This is a genomic window from Verrucosispora sp. WMMD1129, from assembly GCF_029581255.1.
Taxonomy (GTDB): Bacteria; Actinomycetota; Actinomycetes; order Mycobacteriales; family Micromonosporaceae; genus Micromonospora; species Micromonospora sediminimaris.
The window spans coordinates 6412023-6431360 of sequence record NZ_CP120741.1; the positions used below are offsets into that span (position 1 = coordinate 6412023).

Below are 19338 nucleotides of genomic sequence, written 5' to 3' on the forward strand. Positions count from 1 at the left end.
TGCGCCAAACGAATTCAGACACAGCGCTCAGACGGGTATGCGGGGGAAGGCGGTTCTTCGGGTGTGGCTCGGGGCTGACAAGAAGGAGTTCGAGGCCTTCCTCGATTCCGCTGACGTTTACTGGCGCAAGAACCTCGGCTCCACGACGTCCCAGAACTACCTCGTCGTCGAGGTGTTCCACCAGGACATCAGGGTGGCGATGCGTAACCTGTCGGTCGCCAACGCGATCCGCCGCATCGTCCCGGCTCAACTGGTCGTGGTGACCGGGGTGGAGCAGATGTGGCACGACGCGCTGTGGACCGAGTTCGACGTGAAGCTGGTCGAGCGGATCGCGGCCGCCTACGGCGCCAGCCAGGTCATCGACCTGTACCGCCTGGTGGAGGGGCCGGCCAACTCCGCCACGCCGAGTGCCGTGCCGGTGGAGCTGTTCGGACGGCCGCTGCCTGCCGGCGCGCCGATCAGTGAGGAAACCCTCGCCGAGTTCGTCAGCGCCACCTACTGCCGGGTGACCAAGCGGCCCCGGCCGCCGGAGAACCCCGCCGTCGACCCGCGCTACCGGCGACGGCAGGCGCTGGCCCGGGCCATCTCCTCGGCCTACGACGCCCTGCTCGGCAGCGGCTCGGTGGTCGCGCTTGTCACCAGCCATGTCGACTACGACCACTGGGGGCTCGCGGTGGACTCCGCCCGACGGGCCGGGGTACCCGTGGTGCACACCCAGCAGACCGGCTGTCTCAAGGCGTACGCGCTGTTCCCCGAGAACGACACCGGCGAGCACACCTTCCGTGGTGAACTCACTCACCAGATTGGCGCCTTCTTCGAACAGCGGGTGTGGTCACGACGCAACGACGTGCGGCGCAACGCCGAACTCGTCGCCTGGCGGTCAAAGGTCAACCTGGGCCGGCCCAGCTGGTGGCGGGGCGGCGCCAGCGCCTCCGTCGACATCACCAACAGCGGTGAGCGGGCCCGGCTACGGACGCACTTCGCGGCCCGCCTGGGGTTCGACCCGGCTCGTCCGGTGGTGGCGGTGTTCAACCACGCGGTGTCCGACGCGCCGGGCACGAACCACCAGTCCTTCCCGACGCTGGCCGACTGGTTCGCCGAGACCGCCCAGTTCGCCAGCACCGCCACCGAGGTGCAGTGGCTGTTCCAGGACCATCCGAGCCAGTTCCGCTACGACAGCACCGACTTTTTCGACTCGGTCGCCCGACGGTACGCCCGGCACCGGCACATGGTGTTCCAGCCCAGCAAGGACCTGAGCAAGAACGGGCTGTGGAGCCTCGTCGACCTGGGCGTGACCGTGCGCGGCAGCGTCAGCAACGAGCTGCCCGCGTACGGCATCCCGGTGATCCAGGCCGGCTGGTCCGAGTGGAGCGAGTGTGGTCTGTCCACGGTGGTGAACGATCCCGAGACCTACTGGAAGGCACTCGACGCCGCGATAAGCGCCATGCTCAACGGCGAGGAGATCATCTCCGCCGAGCAGGTCGAGCGCGCCCGCCTGTGGTTGTGGTTCTACCGCAGCGCCACGGACCTGTTCACCCCTCAGGTGCCGCACTGGGAGGTGTGGCCCGCCGACTACCTGCTGCGCGCGGTGCGGACGTCGTTCCGACACATCGAGAGCGACGCGGACCCGGTCTTCGAGGCCGTCGAGCGCATGTGGACCCGGCGTGAGCCGGTGCTGACCCGGACCGACCTCCAGGTGCCGGGAGGTGTCCGGTAGTGGCGATCGGCGCCTGGTTCGCCACCGAGTTCGACGAGCCGATCCCGGCCCGGGAGCTTCCCGCGACGTTCACCTCGGGTGGGGATCCCGAAGTGTTGCTCGCCGACCAGGTCGCCCGGGGCGTGGCGATCGTGGGCCGGGTCCAGGGCGGGTCCGGCGCGGTCGTGCTCAAGGTACGCACCGACGGCCGCCCGGTTCGCGTCCGGGTCGACCTGCACATCGACGGTGCCTCACAGACCGCCTGGTCGCGGGCGGCGGCACCGGCTCGGGGGATGCGCGAGCTGCCGCGACTGGTCATGGTCCGGGCCCAGGGCGCGGACCGGGCCGCCGCTGTCATCAGCCGCCAACGGGGGCGGTTGCGGATGGTGGAGGCCCACGCCTGGGTGGAGTTCGACCTGCGGGCCGACGAGGTGGGGGACGACGGCCTCCTGATCATCGAGGTGGTGGACGGCACGCTGCCGTCGTGGGCGTCGACCGCGCTCAGCCCGCTGGCGGCGATCGGCGTACGGATCAACCAGGTCGAGATCGTCGCGATCGACGCGGCCGAGCAGCGCGGTGATGCCACTCGACTCGCCGGTGCCGCCGCCCAGCTCGCCGGGCTCGTCAGCGCCGGAGGTCTGGTCGGGGCGCGAGGTCGCGGCCAGGGACACCCCCGGTCGCGGTTCATCGTGGTCAACGCCGACGACCCCACCGTACGGTGCCGGCTGCGGATCGCGGCCGCCACCGCCCCACCGGCAGCGGTGCGACAGCCGAGCCAGAAGTGGCTGCGCCGCCAGCAGGGCCAGACCGTGCTGAAGGCGTTCCGGGTGGCGCAGCGTGGGGCGGGATACGCGCTGTTCGAGGCGTCGCCGTTCACCCGGCCGCCGCAACCGGACCGGCTGGTGGTCCGGGGCGTCCATCTGGTCGACGGCACCGAGTGCCGGGTGAGCGCCACGCCGCAGGGCGAGGACACCCTCGACGTGGTGGTCGAGCGTACGGCGCCCGGTCCGGTGCTGGTCGGGCTCGCCGAGCAAGACAACCCGGCGGTACGGCGGCGGGTCGCCGAGACCGTCTGCCAGCTCGTCGAGTTGGAGTGTCACAGGTGACCGAGCACAACCACCACGACCTGACCCTCACTGCTGATCCAGCGGCCAACCGGCGGGCGCTCGAACAGATCCTGGCCTCCGGCACCGGGGGCACCCTGCGGCTGCCGGCGGGCACCTTCACCCTGGACCGGGGAGTGGTGCTCGGCTCGGGTTGGACGCTGACCGGGGCCGCGCACGGCAACGGGCCGGTGACCACGTGGCTGACGTCGTCCTCGTCGGCCGGCGAACCCATCGTCCACGTGCTGGGTTCACGGGTGACCGTCCAGGACATCGGCTTCCGCCCGCCGCCGTGCGCGCCGGGGGAGCACGGCGGCGACCGGGGCACCGCCATCACCATCGGGAACTACCTCTACCCGGCCGAGGCGGAGTGGATCGAGGACATCCAGATCCGGCGCGTCCAGGTCGAGCGCCGCGACGAGCGCGCCGCCAACTGCGTCGCCGTCATGGGCGCGGTACGCGACATCACGATCAGCGACGTCTCCATCGTCGGTGGCTGCACCGGCATCGCCGTGCACTGGGGTGCGGTCGGCGACGGGGTCGACTCGATCGTCGGGCCTTCGTACCATCCGCATCACCTCGAACTCCGTGACCTGCGCGTGTCCGACGCTTTCGAGGGGTTCTACCTCAGCTCGGTGCACGACGTGACGGTCGACCGGGTCCACCTGAGCGAGGTCGAGATCGGCTTCCGGCTGCTGCCCGGCGACAACACGGACCGGTTCCACTCCGCCGGCGACAACCCGGTCGGCGCGCGTATCCACGTCGCGGGGGCCCACGTGGCCTGGAACGGCCCGTTGTACGCGGTCCGGATCGCGGGCTGGGGACGCAGCGAGATCGACCACTCGTTCCGGGTACTCGAATACCGGGACGTGGTGGTCCGGGACTGCACGTTCGTGCCGCTGCCGCTCGCCACGGCCGGGCCCGGCGAGGCGCGGCGTCCTCGGTCGCCCATCGTCGTCGAGCAGGCATCCGGTGTGATCCTGGACGGGATCCGCGTCGAACTGCGAGCGGACCCGGCCGGCCCGCTGCCCGATGACGGGGCGACCGTCGGTCGCCGCCAGCCGGCCGGGTTCCGGTGGCCGGAGGCCGATCAGCGCAACTTCTCGGCCAGGTAATCCTCCCAGGTGCGGGTGCCGACGGTGACGCCGTCGACGGTGAGGTTGTGGCCGTGGCGGTACGCCCTGCCGACCGCCCCGGGCACCGGGACCGGCAGGAAGGGCCGGTTCCCGCCGCGGGCGGCGAGGTAGCTGCGGATCAGTTCGGCCAGCGGGTAGACCTGCGGTCCCGCCAGTTCGGGCACGAGACCGGACGGAACGCCCTGGACCAGGTCGACCAGCCGGTCGGCGACGTCTCGGGAGTCGACCGGCTGGAACCGGATCACCCTCGGGTCGGGCACGATCGGCAGGGCTGCCAGCTTCCGCACGACGGTGAAGACCAGGTCGTGGAACTGCGCGGCCCGCAGCGTCGTCCACGGCACGCCGGACTCGCTTACCGCCCGCTCCGCGCCGTGCTTGGCCTCGAAGTAGCCGATCGGAACCCGGCCGGCACCGATGACCGAGATGTAGACGACGTGCCGTACCCCGGCTCGGACGGCGGCCCGCATCAGGCTGGCGGTGGCCCGGTCGTCGCCCTTCGGGCCGCCGGCCAGGTGCAGCAGCGTGTGGACACCGTCGACAGCAGGCTCGATGCCCTCGTCCCTGAGCAGGTCGCCCGTGACGTACTCGACGCCGTCGACACCTCGGTGGGTCTTGCGGCTGAGTACCCGTACGGTGTGTCCCGCCGCGCTCAGGCGCGGCAGGACGTGCCCGCCGAGTGTGCCGGTGCCGCCGGTGACCAGGACGGGAGCGTTCGTCGGGGCGTCGTTCATGGCTTCTCCGTTCGGATGGGTACAGGTCTTCGACCCCGCCCAGCCGCCGAACGTGACACCCGCTCGGAGGTCTCACACCGGAATCGCCGTGCCCTCGCGGGCGCGGCGCCTGCGCACCGCCGGACGCGCTCCGGCGGTACCGCCGCGCCGCCGGATGATCCATTCCGCCAGCACCACGTTGATCAGCCAGGCGGCGGTCATCGTTCCGGTCCGGCCGAAGGTCGTGAGTGGACCGACAGCGGCGAGCCAGGCCATCTGGGTGAAGAACTGGGTACCTGCGCCCATTCCGATGGCGTAGCCGCGGATCATCCAGGCGCGGTGCCGGGCGAAGTCGCGGCGTCGGACCGCTACGAAGCCGAGGACGATCGAGCCCGCCATGGCGACGCTGACCACCACGCGGACGGCGACCAGCGTGTCACTGTCGAGTGGCCCCCGAGCCGGGACCAGGGTCAGCCACAGGCCACTCACCGCGGTGAGCAGCCCGAAGGGAATCAGCACCCGACCGGCGATCCGGTGCCAACCACGGTGCGGCCGACGCGACCGGGGCGTGAACTGGAAGGCGCCGAGGACGCTGAACACGGTCACCGCGACGATGTGGGCCACCAGCGGCAGCGGGGGTGAGGCGATCCGGTCGCCGTCGGGCAGCACCTGGGCGCCGCCGGCCAGCTCGGCCAGGCGGAGGCCGCCGGCCACCACCGGCACCACGCCGAGCACCAGCAGACCGGCGGGAATGAGCCAGGTCGACCTGGCGGAGGCTGTCACAGCTGTGGCATCCCTTCTCGCGGCGACCAGCCCCCCGCCCACTGCCCGTTGCCCGCCCGACACTGGCCGGACGCGGTTTGCGGGTCAGTCGGGAAGGAACCGGCCGCTCCTGTTTCATCGATCCTGGCAACGCGGCGGACCGTACTCATCGCCGTGCGGGCCGGCGTCGTCTCGGCCGATGGACGGGGAAGCTGGTCGTACTTTGGGCCGGGCCGCCGGCCGTGTTCAATCGTGGGGTGGCCATCCGCGTGATCGTCGCCGACGACCAGGAGATCGTCCGTACCGGCCTGACGATGATCCTCAACGCCCAGCCGGACATCGAGGTGGTGGGCGAGGTGGGCGACGGTCACCGAGCCGTCGGACTCGCCCGGCGACTACGCCCGGACGTGTGTCTGTTCGACATCCGGATGCCCGGCGTGGACGGCATCGAGGCCACCCGTCGCCTCGCCGGCCCGGCCGTGCCCGACCCCTTGGCGGTGGTCGTGATCACCACCTTCGACCTCGACGAGTACGTCTACGCCGCGCTCCGCGCCGGAGCGCGTGGTTTCCTGCTCAAGGACGCCGGCGCGGCGCTGCTCACCCAGGCCGTACGGGCTGCCGCCGCCGGAGACGCGCTCATCGCGCCGAACATCACCACCCGGCTGCTCCGAGCCTTCGCCGACGCGGGTCCGGCCGCGCCGCCGCAGCAGCCGGTCGACGCGCTGACGCTGCGGGAGGAGGAGGTGCTGGTGGCTGTCGCGCGGGGTCGCACCAACACCGAGATCGCCGAGGAGTTGCACATCAGCCTCAGCACCGTGAAGACCCACATCGCCAGCCTCATGGTCAAGCTCGGTGTCCGTAACCGGGTGGAGATCGCGATGTGGGCGTACCGGACCGACCGCGTCCGCAACGGTCCGGAGCGCCCGGCGTAGCGCCGCGCCCGGTCCGACGCACGAAGCACCGCAGGGACGCGGCGGGTCTTCATGTGGCGTTCACGGTGCTTGTAGCACGATGACATTTATTGATCGCGATTTCTGCGAGAATCCTGATGTCGCCTGCCGCGCCCCCAAGCCGGGTTCCCCCACCCGCCGTCGCAGGAGACAGTCAGGAGTCGTCCCGTGGCTCACCTACGCAAGGTGGCGATCGTCTCGGTGGTCGCCGTCGCCCTGTCGGTGGTACTCGTGCCGCCGGCCGCCCATGCCACACCCCCCAACATCCCCTCGTACAGCACGGCGGTGAGCCGGCTGAACTCGCTCACCGTCGCGGCCGAGTCCCACCAGTCCAGCTACAACCGCGACCTCTTCCCGCACTGGATCACCATCACCGGCGCCTGCAACACCCGGGAGCAGGTGCTCAAGCGGGACGGCAGCAACGTCGTGGTGAACTCCAGCTGTTATCCGACCTCCGGGTCCTGGTACAGCCCGTACGACGGGGTGACCCGCACGAACCCCGCCGAGATCTCCATCGACCACGTGGTGCCGCTGGCCGAGGCGTGGCGTTCGGGCGCCTGGGCCTGGAGCACCTCGCGTCGCCAGACCTACGCCAACGACCTGGGCGGGCCGGAACTGTGGGCGGTCACCGGCACCGTCAACTCGTCCAAGGGCGACAAGGACCCGGCCGCCTGGAAGCCGCCGCGCGCGGCCTTCCACTGCACCTACGCCCGGGCCTGGGTCCAGGTGAAGTGGTACTACGGCCTCACCGTGAACAGCGCGGAGAAGTCGGCGCTGAGCACGATGCTCAACACCTGCTGAGATCCCGCCGGCCAGGGCGGCACCGGTGACCGGGGGCGTGACGTCGACGGACGTCACGCCCCCGTTGCCGTCGTCGTACCGCGTCGGGCCGCCCACCGTACGCGACGAGGGCTTGACACGCGAAGGCATGCAACGTGCAATATGTTGCATGTCTCTCGACGCGTTCGACCGCTACCCGTTGCTCTTCGGTCCCAGCCCGGTCCATCCGCTGGACCGGCTGAGTCGCCATCTGGGCGGCGCCCGGATCTGGGCCAAGCGGGAAGACTGCAACAGCGGCCTGGCCTTCGGCGGAAACAAGACCCGCAAGCTGGAGTACCTGCTGCCCGACGCCCTGGCCCTTGGCGCGGACACCCTGGTCAGCATCGGTGGCGTGCAGTCCAATCACACCCGTCAGGTGGCCGCCGTCGCGGCCCGGGCCGGCCTGAAGGCCGTCCTGGTGCAGGAGAGCTGGGTGGACTGGCCGGACCCGGTCAACGACAAGGTCGGCAACATTCTGCTGTCGCGCGTGATGGGGGCCGAGGTGCGCCTCGCGCCGGACGGCTTCGGCATCGGCATCAAGGAGAGCTGGCAGCGGGCGCTGGAGGAGGTCCGGGCCGGCGGTGGCGTGCCGTACGCGATCCCCGCCGGGGCGTCCGACCACCCGCTGGGTGGGCTCGGCTTCGCCAACTGGGCCTACGAGGTCCAGCAACAGGAGCGGGAGCTGGGGATCTTCTTCGACACCATCGTCGTGTGCAGCGTCACCGGCAGCACCCAGGCGGGGATGATCGCCGGTTTCGCCGGCCAGGACCGGCCCCGGCGGGTGCTCGGCATCGACGCCTCGGCGAAGCTCGACGAGACCCGGGCCCAGGTGGAGAAGATCGCCCGTGACACCGCTGGACTCATTGGCCTCGGGCGGGATCTGCGCGACGACGAGATCACCGTGCTGGCGGGCTGGGCCGGGGAGCGGTACGGCCTTCCGGTCCAGTCCACCCTGGACGCGATCCGGCTCACCGGTGAGCTGGAAGGCATGATCATCGACCCGGTGTACGAGGGCAAGTCGATGGCGGCGCTGATCGACCTCGTCCGTGCCCGGGACATCCCCGCCGACGCCAACGTTCTCTACGCCCATCTGGGTGGCCAACCCGCGCTGAACGCCTATCACACGCTCTTCGCCTGACCGGACCGCAGCGCCGGCAGGGGTGCTACCCGGCACCCCTGCCGGTTAGGGTTTTCATGTCCGACAAGATGGAGGGGGCGTCGATGACGGGCAGTGCCCGGCCAAGTGGGGCCGCAGAGGTGTTCGAACAGGCCGCGCCGAACTACGACCGCACCGGAGTCTCCTTCTTCGGTCCGTTCGGTGCCGAGCTCGTCCGGCGCGCCGCCATCCGGCCGGGTGAGCGTGTTCTCGACGTCGGTTGCGGTCGCGGCGCGGTGCTGTTCCCGGCGGCGCACGCCACCGGGCCGACCGGGCACGTCACCGGGATCGACCTGGCTCCGGCCATGGTCGCCCTCACCGCCGAGGACGTCACCCGCGCCGGTCTGACCCACGTCGACGTCCGGGTCGACGACGCGCAGCAGCCCGACTTCCCGCCACGCAGCCTCGACGCCGTCCTGGCCGGGCTGGTCGTCTTCCTGCTCCCGCAGCCGCACCAGGCACTGCGGGCGTACGCTCGGCTGTTGCGGTCGTCCGGCCGCCTGGTGATCAGCACCTTCGGTGCCCAGGATCCGGCCTTCGTCGCCGCCACCGACGCCTTGGCGGCGCATCTGCCGACCGACCAGGCCCGACCGGCGCGGCCGGCCGGCCCGTTCGCCGACGAGCAGGCGATCACCGCCACCATGGACGGTGCCGGCCTCGCCGTCACCTCGATCGTCGCGCACCGGATCGAGAGCCGGTTCGACGACGTCGACCACTGGGTGCGGTGGATGTGGTCACACGGCGGACGGGCGTTGCTGCAACACCTACCGGCGGACCGCCTGCCCGCCGCGACCGCCGACGCCGCGCAGGCGCTGGACGCCGCCCGCGATGCTGGCGGCGGCTTGTCGCTGACCACCGAAATCCGGATCACCGTGGCGGTACCCGCCGACCGGACGGGTGACCTACCCCCGCCGTCGCACGTCTGATGCCCCAGCCGCCGCGGCGATGGCGGTCCGGCTGCCGAAGCCGTCGGTGCCGCCCCGGTGGGTCAGCCGTCGGTGAGGCGGTCGGCGCGAGCGTTGAGGTAACGCTGCTGCGCCAGGTTGGCGGCCCGCGCGGCGGCTGTCCGGTACTCGGCGCGGGCCGCCGCCGGGTCGCCGCGCCGCTCCAGCAGGTGCGCGCGTACGGCGGGCAGCCTCGGATCCCGGGCCAGCCGACCGTCGGCGGCCACCCGGTCGACAAGCGCCAGTCCCGCGTCGGGACCGTCCGTCATGGCCACCGCGACGGCGTGGTTCAGCGCGACCAGGGGGTTGCTGTCCATCTCCGTCAGCACCTCGTACAGCGCCGCGATCTGCGGCCAGTCGGTCTCGTCCGGGCTCGGCGCCTCGTCGTGCAGGGCAGCGATGGCGGCCTGGACCTGGTACGGCCCGGGGCGTCCCCGGCGCAGCGCCTCGACCACAAGCGCTGTGCCCTCGGTGATCTGCTCGGCCCGCCAGCGGGAACGGTCCTGCTCGGCCATCGGCACCAGCGCGCCGTGCGGCCCGGTGCGTGCCGGCGCGCGGGCGTCGGTGAGCAGCAGCAACGCCAGCAGCCCGGTCACCTCCGCGGCGTCGGGCAGCATCCGACGCAGCAGCCGGGTCAGCCGGATCGCCTCGGCACACAGGTCAGCGCGGAGCAGTCCGGGCCCGGAGGTGCTCGCGTACCCCTCGTTGAAGATCAGGTAGAGCACCCGGAGCACGGCCCTGAGGCGCGTCGGAACCTCGGCCGGGTCGGGCATCGCGAAGGGCAGGCCACTGTCGCGGATCCGCTGCTTGCCCCGGCTGATCCGCCGGGTCATGGTCTGCTCCGGCACCAGGAACGCCCGGGCCACCTCCGCCGTGCTCAGCCCGCCGACCGCCCGGAGGGTCAACGCGATCTGCGCGGGCGGGGGCAGCGACGGATGGCAGCACAGGAACAGCAGGATCAGGGTGTCGTCGGAATCCGCGATCCGCTCACCCGGCGGTGGTAGCCGCCATTCGGCCAGCACCCGCCGGCCGACGAGGTCCTCCCGTTGGCGTCGCGCCTGATCGGCCCGGAGCAGGTCGGTGAGTCGCCGCGACGCCACCGTGATCAGCCAGGCCCGGGGGTTGGCCGGTACGCCGTCGCGGGGCCAGGCGGTGGCCGCGGCGATCAGCGCCTCCTGGGTGGCGTCCTCGGCGGTGTCGAAGTGCCCGTAGCGGCGCACGAGCGCGCCGAGGACCTGCGGCGCCAGCCGGCGCAGCAGGTCCTCGACGGTCGGCTCACCCATCAGACGAGATCGTCGACGCCCTCGGCGATCGGGCGGACATCGACGTACTCGCCCGGGTTGTCGGGGTTCACCAGCATGGCGGCGATCTCGGCGGCCCGGTCGAAGCTGGCGCACTCGACCACCGTGTAGCCGGCGAGGACCTCCTGCGTCTCCGGGTACGGACCGTCGGTGACCATCGCAGCGCCGTCGCGCATCTGGACCCGGCGGGCGTGCACCGGTGCGGTCAGCCCCTGAGCGTCCACCAGCTCACCGGAGTCGGCAAGATCCTGGTGCACCCTGCCCATGTGCTCGTGCATCGCGGCCACCTGCTCGGCCGACATCGCCGGTCGGTCGGAGCCGTTCCCGGCCATCGCGTCGTAGTCCCGCTGCGAGCCGTACAGCATGATCATGTATTTCACGGGGTCTCCCTCTCGCGTCCGCCACCATCGCCGGTGCCGGTTCACCGGGGACGTCGGAGCCGGGCGTCCGTTCCGGACACCGACCACCGCACCCTAGGCGTTGGTTGATCCGACCGGCCGGAGTGAGCCGGATGAACACGCCGGCAGACGGGCAACTGAACCGGACGGGGCGGTAAGGCGTACCTGACGGCAACGGGCGTGACGGTCGTACCGTCGGGGTACTGGACCGGCGACGTCGAGGCGGGAGGAGCACGGTGGCGGCAGGTGGGCGAGGGCGACGCCGGGGCAGGCTCGCCGGCCTGGCGGTAGCGCTGGTGGCGGCGGCCGCCTGCATGGTGGAGCCGGTCGGTGGACCGGCGGACCCGGGCGGGCAGCGGCAGCCGGCCGAGCCGACGGCCGAGGTGACCCGTGCCGACGGCACCGACACGGTGGAGGAGTTCCGGCAGGACGTGGCCGACGCGCAGCGGCTGGCCGAGGTGTACTGGGCCGACCAGTTCGAGGCGTCGGAGCAGTCCTTCCGGCCGATCCGGCAGGTCATCCCGTACCAGCGCGACGGTGAGGTTTCCTGCGGCGGGCAGGAGGTGCCCCGCAACAACGCGGTCTACTGCACCATCGACGACTACATCGCGTACGACATCAACTGGTCCTTCGGCGCCTTCCGGCAGATCGGTGACGCGTTCGTGTTCTATCTGCTCGGCCACGAGTACGCGCACGGCATCCAGACCCGGCTGGGCATCCGGTACAACTTCACCATCCAGCAGGAGTTGCAGGCCGACTGCATGGCCGGGGCGTTCCTCGGCGACTCGGTGCGGGCCGGCCGGCTCACCCTGGAGGAAGGCGACCTCGACGAGTTCAACGAGGGACTGCTGGCCGTCGGCGACGACCCCGGCCAACCATGGTTCGCCGAGGGCTCCCACGGCACCCCCGAGCAGCGGACCGAGGCGTTCTTCCGCGGCTACGAACGATCCCTGGCCGCCTGCGACCTCGGTTGAGAAAGGTCACTGTGCCGGGCGCGGAAGCACCGTCGGCTGACAGGATTCACCGGTTACCCGAGCCCGAGGAGGATCCGGTGAGCAGCAACCGTCCAGCCGCCGTGCTCTTCGACATGGACGGCACCCTGGTCGACAGCGAGCGGTTGTGGGACGTCGCGTTGGCCGAACTCGCCCAGCACTACGGCGGTGCCCTCTCCGCCGACGCCCGTCGGGCGATCGTCGGCACGGGCATGGCCGACTCGATGCGCATCCTGCACGACGACCTGGGGCAGCCGCACCGGGATCCGCAGACCAGCGCGGAGTGGATCAACGCGCGGATCCTGGAGCTGTTCCGCACCGGGCTGCAGTGGCGGCCGGGGGCGCTGGCGCTGCTCGGCGCGGTCCGGCAGGCGCGGATCCCGACGGCCCTGGTCACCTCCAGCGGGCGGGCACTTGTCGAGATCGCCCTGGACACCCTCGGCCGGGACAGCTTCGACGTGGTGGTCTGCGGTGACGAGGTCGACTCGACCAAGCCACACCCGGAGCCCTACCTGACGGCCGCCCGGCTGCTCGGAGTGCCCATCGACAGGTGCGTGGCGATCGAGGACTCGGCGACCGGGGTGGCCAGCGCGGTCGCCGCCGGGGCCGCGGTGCTGGCCGTACCCGCCGAGGTGCCGCTGGCGCCGGCCGACGGCGTACACCAGTTGGAGAGCCTGCTGCTGGCGGATCTGGACCTGCTGGCGGGGCTGCTGCGCCGAACCCCCGCCTGACACCGTCCGGCTGATCTGCTGGACGCGCAGCGCAAGGCCCCTGCCACCGGATCGGTGACAGGGGCCGTTGCTTCGGCGGTGCCTCAGTCGTGGGCGATGGCGCCCAGCACGTTGATCCGGGCGGCCCGGATCGCCGGCAGCGCCGCCGCGATCACGCCGATGATCGCGGCCAGGCCGAGGAAGACACCCATCTGGCCCCACGGCAGCACCAGCTTGGTGATTCCCTCGTCGCGCAGGGCCTCCACCACCGCGGCACCCAGGCCGGCACCGACCACGACGCCGAGCAGCGCGCCGAACACCGAGATCACCACCGCCTCCACGGTGATCATCCCCATGGTCTGCGACCGGCGCAGGCCGATGGCGCGCAACAGACCCAGCTCCCGGGTCCGCTCCAGCACCGACAGGGCAAGGGTGTTGATGATGCCGAGCACCGCGATAACGATGGCCAGCGCCAGCATGATCTGGATCATCTGGAGCAGCCCGTCGAGCTGCCCGGCCTGCTGCTCGATGAACGCGTCCCGGTCGGCCACCGACACCTCCGGACTGTCCGTCAGCAGCGCCTCCACCTGGGGCAGCACGTCGGCCGCCCGTACTCCGGGCTCCAGCTGGATGTAGCCCTGGATGGGCTGCGGGATGGCGAAGTCACGCGCCGCCTCGGCGGGCAACGTCACGCCGCCGAACAGCGGGGTGCTCTCGTAGATGCCGGTGACCGTGTAGGTGCGTTCCTCGCCGCGGGCCAACTGCACCGGCACCGTCGAGCCGACCGACAGGCCACGCGACTCCGCCGCGTCAGAACTGATCAACATCTGGCCCGGCCCCAGCCGCCCGATGTCCCCAGCGGTGGCGGTGGCGCCGAACATATCCACCAGCGCGCTCGGTTCGCTGCTGGCACCTACCCAGGTACGCTCGCCGCCGACCAGCGCCATGTCGCCGTACTCGCCGTCGACGAGGCGGACACCGGGGATCGCCTTCGCCTCGTCCAGGACCGCCGGGTCGAACGTCGGCGGGCGCGGACCCGACTGCGCCCCGGCGATCACCAGCTCGGCGCTGATGCTGTCCTGCGCCAGCCCGCTGATGCTGCTCTTGGCCGAGTCCAGGATCACCGTGATGCCGGTGACCAGGGCGATCCCCACCATCAACGCGGCGGCGGTGATCGCGGTACGGCGCGGGTTGCGACCAGAGTTGAGCCGACCCAGCTTGCCCGGCACCCAGCCGGAGAAAACCGTGCCCAGCGCCGCCACCACCGGACGACTGATCAGCGGCGTCAGCAGGGCCACCCCGATGAACGAGAACAGCACGCCACCGAGAATTGTGGCCAGCGTGCTGCCACCGGCGTACCCGCCCAGGCCGAGGAAGAGCAGGGTGGCGCCGATCGCGGTGACCAGTGCGCCGCCGACGGTCACCTTTGTCAACGGCCGGTCCGGCGTGGCCACGTCCTGCATCGCCGCGATCGGTGGGATCCGCGCGGCCCGCAGCGCCGGCAGCAGCGCCGCCAGCACCGTGATCACCAGACCGACGCCGAACGCGCCGATCACCGCCGACGCCGGCACCGCGACCCCGGCCAGGGCCAGCCCACCGGCGAGGTTGCCGAACAGGTACGCCAGCAGCGCGCCGATGCCGATGCCGGCGGCCAGGCCGAACACCGAGGCGATCAACCCGACGGCGACCGCCTCCAGCACCACCGAGCCGATGATCTGCTTGCCGCTGGCGCCGACGGCCCGCAGCAACGCCAGCTCACGGGTGCGCTGCGCCACGATGATCGAGAAGGTGTTGAGGATCAGGAACGTCCCGACCAGCAGGGCCACCGCGGCGAAGCCGAGCAGGATCCGGTTGAAGAAGGACAGCCCTTCCTTCAGGCCGGCGGCGGCGTCGGCGGAGAGCTGCTCGCCGGTCTTGACCACATAGTCGTCGCCGACCGCCGTGGCCACCGCGTCGCGCAGCTGGTCGTCGGAGACGCCGTCGGCGGCGGTGACCACGATGTTGCTGAACACGTCCGTCTCGCCGAGCATCAGCTGCTGCGCCACGGGGGTGGTGAACATGACCTCGTTGGCGCCGCCGAGGGAGTCGCGGTCGCCGCTGTAGCCGAAGATGCCGACGATTGTGAAATCCTGGCGCGGCTGGAGGGTGAGCACCCCCACCCGGTCGCCGAGCGCCACCCGGCCGGCGTCCGCCAGCCCCTTGTTGATCACGATCTCGTCGTCGGCCTGCGGTGCCCGACCCTCCCGCAACCGCACCAGGTCGCTCTCACCGGTCCAGTTGCCGCCCAACTGCGGCGGCCCGAAGGAGGTGACGGCCTTGCCGTTGCTGCCGATCAACCGGGCCCCGTCGACGCCGACCACGCCGGTGGCCTCGGCCACCCCGTCCACCGCGCGCACCGTCTCCAAGGTGGCGGCCGGGAACGGGGTGGCGAGCTGCTCGCCCTCCATCTCGCCGAGTTCCAGCTTCGGCTTGGCGGCCACGTTGACGTCGACCTCGGCGTACGCGTCGGCGAACAGCGAGTCGAAGGAGCGGCCCAGGGTGTCGGTGAGGACGAAGGCGCCGGAGACGAACATCACGCCGAGCACCACGGCCAGGCCGGACAGGATCAGCCGGACCTTGCGGGCCAGCAGACTCTTCAAGGTTGCCCGGAACATCAGCCGGCCACCTCGGCGGGCGTGTCCAGCTTCTTCATCGTGTCCAGCACCGTGTCCGCGGTCGGCTCGATCAACTCCGAGACGATCTGGCCGTCGGCGAGGAACACCACCCGGTCGGCGTACGCGGCGGCCGTCGGATCGTGGGTGACCATGACGATGGTCTGCCCGTGCTGGCGTACCGAGTTGCGCAGGAAGTTCAACACCTCCGCGCCGGAACGCGAGTCGAGGTTGCCGGTCGGCTCGTCCGCGAAGATCACCTCGGGGCGGGCGACCAGGGCACGGGCACACGCCACCCGCTGCTGCTGGCCGCCGGACAACTGCGCCGGCCGGTGACCCAGCCGGTCCCGCAGGCCCACCGTGTCGATCACGACGTCGAACCAGGCCGGGTCCGGCTTGCGCCCGGCGATCGAGAGCGGGAGCAGGATGTTCTCCTTGGCGGTCAACGTCGGCAGCAGGTTGAACTGCTGGAAGATGAAGCCGACCTTGTCGCGGCGCAGCTTCGTCAGACCCGCGTCACCGAGCCCGGTGACGGTGGTGTCGCCGATCGCCACCGTGCCCCGGGTGACCGAGTCCAACCCGGCCAGGCAGTGCATCAACGTCGACTTGCCGGAACCCGACGGGCCCATGATCGCTGTGAACCGTCCGCGCTCGAACTCCGCGCTGACCCCCCGCAGGGCGATGACCTGCGCCTCGCCGCTGCCGTACACCTTCCACACGTCGCTCGCCCGGGCTGCGGCCGATGCCGGCTGGCCTGTGGTAGCGGTCACGTCACGTACCTCTCCGTCGCGGTCTGCTCGCACCGCCCCCGCTGGTCCGGTGCGAGTCCATCATCTGTGCTGCCCACCGCCGATCCGTCCGACTCCGGGCGGAGCCGAAGCGGATTTCCGGCTGCGGGTACCCCCCAACCGAAGTCAGGGTTGTCCCCGACTCCGGCAGCTGTCGCTCATCTGCCGTCGGTGGTCATGGTCATCCTGGACGTTGCCGTCGCGTGAGGGTCAACCGATTTCCGCCGCAGGTCGTCACGGTAGGTGACGGATGCAACGACGGCGTTAACCCCCAGGTCGGACCAGGCCCGACTCGTACGCCAGCACCACCGCCTGCACCCGGTCGCGTAGCCCGAGCTTGGTCAGCACATGTCCGACGTGCGTCTTGATGGTGGTCTCGCTCACCGACAGCGCCCGGGCGATCTCGGCGTTCGACAGGCCGCGGGCGACCTGCACGAGCACCTCCCGCTCCCGTTCGGTGAGCGCGCCCAACGCCTTCGGCGGCGTCGCGGACGGATCCGGCAGCACGTCGGCGAAGCGGTCCAGCAGCCGACGCAGGATCCGTGGCGCCACCACCGCGTCGCCGGCGGCCACCGTGTGGATCGCGGTGACCAGATCCTCCGCCGGCACGTCCTTGGCCAGGAATCCGCTCGCTCCGGCGCGCAGCGCACCCACCACGTACTCGTCGAGGTCGAAGGTGGTCAGAATGAGCACCCGCACCGGCAGCCGGGCGTCCACGATCGCCCGGGTGGCGCTCACCCCGTCCATCCTCGGCATCCGAATGTCCATCAGCACCACGTCCGGCAGCAACCGACGGGACAGCTCCACCGCCTCCACCCCGTCGCCGGCCTCCGCGACGATGTCCAGGTCGGTCTCCGCGCCCAGGACCATCCGGAAGCCGGTACGCAGCAGCGGCTGGTCGTCGGCGAGCAGGATCCGCACCGGCCGGGCCTGCCCCGTCGAATCGACCATCTGGTCCTCCCTGTCGACTGCACCGCTCACCAGGCCCACCTCACCGCCGGCTCGTCTCGGGCAGCGGCTCGACCGGAATCCGGGCGTACACCCGGTAGCCGCCGCCGCTGCGCGCGCCGGTGCGCAGGACCCCACCGTAGAGGCCGACCCGTTCCCGCATCCCGACCAGGCCGTGTCCGATTCGATCGGTGTCCGGTGACGGCCCGCGACCGGTGTCGGTGACCTCGACCTCCACCGCATCGCCACCGAAACCCACCCGCACCTGCGCGGTCGCCGACCCGGCATGCTTGAGGGCGTTCGTCAGCGCCTCCTGCACGATCCGGTACACGGTCAGCGCCACCCCCTCCTCCAACTGCCCCGGCGTTCCCGCCACGGTCAACGTCACCGGCAGCCCGGCCTCCCGAACCTGATCGGCGAGCGTCGCGATACCGGCCAGACCCGGCTGCGGCGCCAGCTCCGCCGCCGGCTCGGCCTCGGTACGCAGCACGTCCAGCAGCCGGCGCAGCTCCCGCAGCGTCGCCCGGCTGGTCTCCTCGATCGTGGCCATCGCCTCGTCGGCGCTGTCCGGGTCGCGGCGCAGTACCCGCCGCACCCCGGTCGCCAACACCCCCATCACGCTGACGTGGTGGGCCACCACGTCGTGCAACTCCCGGGCGATCCGGCGCCGCTCGTCCGCGACCGCCTGTTCGGCAAGCGCCCGCTGGTTGGCCTCGGCGACCCGGGCCCGTTCCCGCAGCGCCTCGGTGGAGGCGCGGCGCGCGTGCACCGTCCGGCCCACCGAGAACGACACGATCCCCACAAGGATGTTGTTCGCGATCAGGAACGCCGTACCGACCTGCGGAACACCGTCCGGCGGCACCACCGTGTTCACGACGGCCACCGGAAGCCACAGCCCCACCGCCGCCACCAGCGCCGGCCGCACCGGGCGGTAGGCCGCCATCGTGTAGGTGAGCACCACGAAGGTGAGGCTCTGCGTCGTCGGCGCCACCTCGATGACGACCGGCAGCAGCAACGTGGCCAACGCGGCCAGCAGCGCCGGCCAGGGCGCCACCCGGCGCAGCACCACCGGCGTCGCGCACAACACGCTCCATCCCAGCGCCGACGGCAACGGTCGAGGCCAGAACTCCCGGGGAGTGAGCAGGGTGAACACGACCTCGCCCAGCACCAGGCCGACGGCCAGCAGCGCGTCACCGGCCGCCGGATTGCGACGCAGCCACTGCCTCAGCGCGTTACCCACGCCCCGACGCTAGCCGCCTGCGCCGCTGAAAGATCGTCTTGTGTGGTGACTCGTCCCTCATCCCCGGGAAGGAGAACGGCTACTCGTCGGCGCCGGGTGGCGCGGGGGTGGACCGGGCGTCGCGCAGCGGATCGGGCGTCGCAGTCGGCTCCGGGAAGGGCGGCGGCGTCCCCCCGTAGCTGGGGCAACGGGCCTGGTGACTGCACCAGTCGCACAGCCGGCTCGGCCGGGGCCGGAAATCGCGGGCGGCGGTGGCCTGCTCGATCGCCCGCCACAACGCCACCACCGTCCGCTCGAAGCGCACCAGCTCCTCGGCCTCGGGGGCGTAGTCGCACACCTCGGCGTCCTTGAGGTAGAGCAGGCGCAGCACCCGGGGTACCACGCCCCGGGTGCGCCACAGGACCAGGGCGTAGAACTTCAACTGGAACAGGGCCCGCGCCTCGAACGCCTCCCGTGGGGCGCCGCCGGTCTTGTAGTCCACCACCCGCAGCGCACCGTCAGGAGCCACGTCGAGCCGGTCGAGATAGCCGCGAATCAGCAGCTCGTCGTCGACCACGGCGGAGATCAGGCTCTCCCGCTCCGCCGGCTCCAGCCGGCGCGGATCCTCCACCGCGAAGTAGCCGCCCAGCAGGGCCGACGCCGAACGGAGGAACTCCGCCACGGCGGCCGGGTCGTCATCGGGGAACAGCCCGGCCAGCTCCGGCTGCTCGGTGACCAGGCGGTCCCACTGGCCGGGGACGAGATCACCGGCGGCCTCCGGCGTACGGGCGGCCGGCGCCAGGTCGAACAACCGCTCCAACACCGCGTGCACAAGCGTGCCGCGAGCCTGCTCCACGCTGGGCCGCTCGGGCAGCCGGTCGATGCTGCGGAACCGGTAGAGCAGCGGGCAGGTCTTGAAATCCGCCGCCCGCGACGGTGACAGCGAGGCCCGCACCGTCGCCGGCAGCTCGGTCGGGGTCGGGGCCTGCTGAGTGATCACCGGATCCGCCGTCATGCCCCGGAAGGTTAGGCCACCGGTATGACAGGCCGACCGC

At 71.5% G+C, this 19338-nt stretch carries 18 protein-coding genes; 9 read left to right on the top strand and 9 right to left on the bottom strand.

The genetic code is table 11. The annotated features are described in order from the left end of the window. The first annotated feature begins 61 nt into the window (after nt 1-61). The 3 genes from O7624_RS29635 to O7624_RS29645 are packed head-to-tail and all read left to right on the top strand — an operon-like array spanning nt 62 to nt 3914. Nucleotides 62-1717, top strand: a complete 1656-nt coding sequence (locus O7624_RS29635) for a hypothetical protein (RefSeq protein WP_282238230.1) — start codon at nt 62-64, stop codon at nt 1715-1717. Beyond that, a complete protein-coding gene (locus O7624_RS29640) occupies nt 1717-2802 on the top strand; it encodes a hypothetical protein (protein ID WP_282238231.1) in 1086 nt (361 codons plus the stop codon). The genes O7624_RS29635 and O7624_RS29640 overlap by 1 nt, the downstream gene beginning before the upstream one ends. Continuing rightward, nucleotides 2799-3914 (top strand): hypothetical protein, encoded by a 1116-nt coding sequence (locus tag O7624_RS29645; RefSeq protein ID WP_282238232.1) that lies wholly within the window; start codon nt 2799-2801, stop codon nt 3912-3914. Before O7624_RS29640 ends, O7624_RS29645 begins: the two co-directional genes overlap by 4 nt. On the opposite strand, the gene O7624_RS29650 is transcribed toward O7624_RS29645, so the two are convergent. Both O7624_RS29650 and O7624_RS29655 read right to left on the bottom strand, forming a co-directional pair. After that, nucleotides 3890-4666, bottom strand: coding sequence for an NAD(P)H-binding protein (locus O7624_RS29650; protein WP_282238233.1), 777 nt, complete (start codon nt 4664-4666; stop codon nt 3890-3892). The genes O7624_RS29645 and O7624_RS29650 overlap by 25 nt on opposite strands. 72 nt (nt 4667-4738) lie before the next feature. Next, complete coding sequence (locus O7624_RS29655; RefSeq protein ID WP_282238234.1) at nt 4739-5428, bottom strand: DUF2306 domain-containing protein; 690 nt, start codon at nt 5426-5428, stop codon at nt 4739-4741. A gap of 236 nt (nt 5429-5664) precedes the next feature. Between O7624_RS29655 and O7624_RS29660 the strand changes: the two genes are divergently transcribed. From O7624_RS29660 to O7624_RS29675, 4 genes are all read left to right on the top strand, one after another. After that, nucleotides 5665-6339 carry a response regulator transcription factor gene (locus O7624_RS29660; protein ID WP_093406167.1) on the top strand — a complete coding sequence of 225 codons (675 nt, stop codon included), beginning with the start codon at nt 5665-5667 and terminating at the stop codon, nt 6337-6339. 186 nt (nt 6340-6525) lie between these two features. Continuing rightward, a complete protein-coding gene (locus tag O7624_RS29665) occupies nt 6526-7158 on the top strand; it encodes an HNH endonuclease family protein (protein ID WP_282238235.1) in 633 nt (210 codons plus the stop codon). A gap of 148 nt (nt 7159-7306) precedes the next feature. Then, nucleotides 7307-8314 (top strand): 1-aminocyclopropane-1-carboxylate deaminase, encoded by a 1008-nt coding sequence (locus O7624_RS29670; protein ID WP_282238236.1) that lies wholly within the window; start codon nt 7307-7309, stop codon nt 8312-8314. 83 nt (nt 8315-8397) lie between these two features. Next, nucleotides 8398-9258: a methyltransferase domain-containing protein gene (locus O7624_RS29675; protein ID WP_282240784.1), complete on the top strand. Its 861-nt coding sequence runs from the start codon at nt 8398-8400 to the stop codon at nt 9256-9258. 62 nt (nt 9259-9320) lie between these two features. Here the strand turns inward: O7624_RS29675 and O7624_RS29680 are convergent, their stop codons facing one another. Together O7624_RS29680 and O7624_RS29685 are read right to left on the bottom strand one after the other, a co-directional pair. Beyond that, nucleotides 9321-10559 carry a sigma-70 family RNA polymerase sigma factor gene (locus tag O7624_RS29680; RefSeq protein WP_282238237.1) on the bottom strand — a complete coding sequence of 413 codons (1239 nt, stop codon included), beginning with the start codon at nt 10557-10559 and terminating at the stop codon, nt 9321-9323. Further along, nucleotides 10559-10948: a YciI family protein gene (locus tag O7624_RS29685; RefSeq protein WP_282240785.1), complete on the bottom strand. Its 390-nt coding sequence runs from the start codon at nt 10946-10948 to the stop codon at nt 10559-10561. Before O7624_RS29685 ends, O7624_RS29680 begins: the two co-directional genes overlap by 1 nt. Before the next feature lie 230 nt (nt 10949-11178). Here O7624_RS29685 and O7624_RS29690 point away from each other — a divergent pair, with 230 nt between their 5' ends. Both O7624_RS29690 and O7624_RS29695 read left to right on the top strand, forming a co-directional pair. Beyond that, nucleotides 11179-11949, top strand: a complete 771-nt coding sequence (locus tag O7624_RS29690; protein ID WP_093406018.1) for a neutral zinc metallopeptidase — start codon at nt 11179-11181, stop codon at nt 11947-11949. A 101-nt stretch (nt 11950-12050) separates the two neighbouring features. Then, nucleotides 12051-12698, top strand: coding sequence for an HAD family phosphatase (locus O7624_RS29695; RefSeq protein WP_282240786.1), 648 nt, complete (start codon nt 12051-12053; stop codon nt 12696-12698). Between the two features lie 83 nt (nt 12699-12781). On the opposite strand, the gene O7624_RS29700 is transcribed toward O7624_RS29695, so the two are convergent. From O7624_RS29700 to O7624_RS29720, 5 genes are all read right to left on the bottom strand, one after another. Continuing rightward, a complete protein-coding gene (locus O7624_RS29700) occupies nt 12782-15331 on the bottom strand; it encodes an ABC transporter permease (protein ID WP_282238238.1) in 2550 nt (849 codons plus the stop codon). Continuing rightward, a complete protein-coding gene (locus O7624_RS29705) occupies nt 15331-16098 on the bottom strand; it encodes an ABC transporter ATP-binding protein (protein WP_093406160.1) in 768 nt (255 codons plus the stop codon). Before O7624_RS29705 ends, O7624_RS29700 begins: the two co-directional genes overlap by 1 nt. Nucleotides 16099-16380: 282 nt before the next feature. Next, a complete protein-coding gene (locus tag O7624_RS29710) occupies nt 16381-17067 on the bottom strand; it encodes a response regulator transcription factor (protein WP_282238239.1) in 687 nt (228 codons plus the stop codon). Nucleotides 17068-17107: 40 nt separating this feature from the next. Further along, nucleotides 17108-18304 (bottom strand): sensor histidine kinase, encoded by a 1197-nt coding sequence (locus O7624_RS29715; RefSeq protein ID WP_282238240.1) that lies wholly within the window; start codon nt 18302-18304, stop codon nt 17108-17110. Nucleotides 18305-18383: 79 nt separating this feature from the next. After that, the gene (locus O7624_RS29720; protein WP_282238241.1) at nt 18384-19298 is read right to left on the bottom strand and encodes a PD-(D/E)XK nuclease family protein; all 915 of its coding nucleotides are present in this window, start codon (nt 19296-19298) and stop codon (nt 18384-18386) included. Nucleotides 19299-19338: the final 40 nt, after the last annotated feature.

Excerpts from the sequence above, each read along its gene's own strand:
- O7624_RS29710 (WP_282238239.1), bottom strand. The coding sequence starts at position 17,067 with ATGGTCGATTCGACGGGGCAGGCCCGGCCGGTGCGGATCCTGCTCGCC.
- O7624_RS29650 (WP_282238233.1), bottom strand. The coding sequence starts at position 4,666 with ATGAACGACGCCCCGACGAACGCTCCCGTCCTGGTCACCGGCGGCACC.
- O7624_RS29670 (WP_282238236.1), top strand. The coding sequence starts at position 7,307 with ATGTCTCTCGACGCGTTCGACCGCTACCCGTTGCTCTTCGGTCCCAGC.
- O7624_RS29680 (WP_282238237.1), bottom strand. The coding sequence starts at position 10,559 with ATGGGTGAGCCGACCGTCGAGGACCTGCTGCGCCGGCTGGCGCCGCAG.
- O7624_RS29685 (WP_282240785.1), bottom strand. The coding sequence starts at position 10,948 with ATGATCATGCTGTACGGCTCGCAGCGGGACTACGACGCGATGGCCGGG.
- O7624_RS29720 (WP_282238241.1), bottom strand. The coding sequence starts at position 19,298 with ATGACGGCGGATCCGGTGATCACTCAGCAGGCCCCGACCCCGACCGAG.
- O7624_RS29700 (WP_282238238.1), bottom strand. The coding sequence starts at position 15,331 with ATGTTCCGGGCAACCTTGAAGAGTCTGCTGGCCCGCAAGGTCCGGCTG.
- O7624_RS29675 (WP_282240784.1), top strand. The coding sequence starts at position 8,398 with ATGACGGGCAGTGCCCGGCCAAGTGGGGCCGCAGAGGTGTTCGAACAG.